This is a genomic window from Litchfieldella rifensis, assembly GCF_042646605.1.
Classification (GTDB): Bacteria; Pseudomonadota; Gammaproteobacteria; order Pseudomonadales; family Halomonadaceae; genus Litchfieldella; species Litchfieldella rifensis.
This window is the reverse complement of record NZ_JBHRUG010000039.1, coordinates 1-1,090: the sequence shown is the minus strand read 5'-3', so window position 1 is coordinate 1,090 and position 1,090 is coordinate 1. Positions and strand designations below refer to the sequence as shown.

The 1,090-nt window shown below is 65.1% G+C and carries 2 protein-coding genes; both read right to left on the bottom strand.

The features are described from left to right. Nucleotides 1-386: GTP-binding protein (locus ACFOEV_RS19200; RefSeq protein WP_386776334.1), on the bottom strand; the 386-nt coding region annotated here is incomplete at its 3' end. Between the two features lie 161 nt (nt 387-547). Beyond that, nucleotides 548-1,090: sulfate adenylyltransferase subunit CysD (gene cysD, locus ACFOEV_RS19195; RefSeq protein WP_386776335.1), on the bottom strand; the 543-nt coding region annotated here is incomplete at its 5' end.

Here is a 1,090-nt window from a genome sequence, read left to right as displayed (position 1 = left end):
CTCGCCGTCGAGGCCCCGGTGGCCATGTTGCGCGTGTACTGCTCGTGGCCCGGGGTGTCGGCGATGATGAACTTGCGCCGGTCGGTGGAGAAGAAACGGTAGGCGACGTCGATGGTGATGCCCTGCTCGCGCTCGGACTGCAGGCCGTCGACCAGCAGCGCCAGGTCGACGGCGTCACCGGTGGTGCCGCTGGTCTTCGAGGCCTGGGTGATGGCGGCGAGTTGATCCTCGTAGATCATCTTGGAGTCGTGCAGCAACCGCCCGATCAGCGTCGATTTGCCGTCGTCGACGCTGCCGCAGGTGATGAAGCGCAGCAGGTCCTTGTTCTCGTGCTCGTGGAGGTAGGCTTCGATGTTTTCCGCGATAAGGGCTGATTGGTGTGACACGGGTTTTCTCCATCCTGGTGAAGAACACGAGCGCTGCGAGCTCCGCGCGGCGGGCTACGAGCAGGCCGTGCTCTCTTCATGTTTGGTGGGTATCGCCAACGGCGAGTGCTTCTCGGAGGCTACGAGTCTCGATATCCAGCTCGCGGCTCGATGCGCGTAGCTCAGAAGTATCCTTCCCTCTTCTTCTTCTCCATCGAGCCGGCCTGGTCGTGGTCGATGGCCCGCCCCGAGCGCTCACTGGTGCGCGTGAGCAGCATTTCCTGGATGATCTCGGGCAGCGTGGCGGCCTGGGATTCCACCGCCCCGGTCAGCGGGTAGCAGCCCAGGGTGCGGAAGCGCACCCACTTCTCCTCGGGCACTTCGCCGGGCGCGAGCGGCAGCCGCTCGTCGTCGACCATGATCTGCATGCCGTCGCGCTCGACCACCGGGCGCGGCGCGGCGTAGTACAGCGGCACGATGGGGATCGACTCGAGGTAGATGTACTGCCAGATGTCGAGCTCGGTCCAGTTGGAGAGCGGGAACACGCGGATCGACTCGCCCTTGTTGACCTTGGCGTTGTAGACGTTCCACAGCTCCGGGCGCTGGTTCTTGGGGTCCCAACGGTGGTACTTGTCACGGAACGAGTAGACCCGCTCCTTGGCGCGCGAGGCTTCCTCGTCGCGCCGCGCGCCACCGAAGGCGGCGTCGAAGCCGTGCTGGTCCAG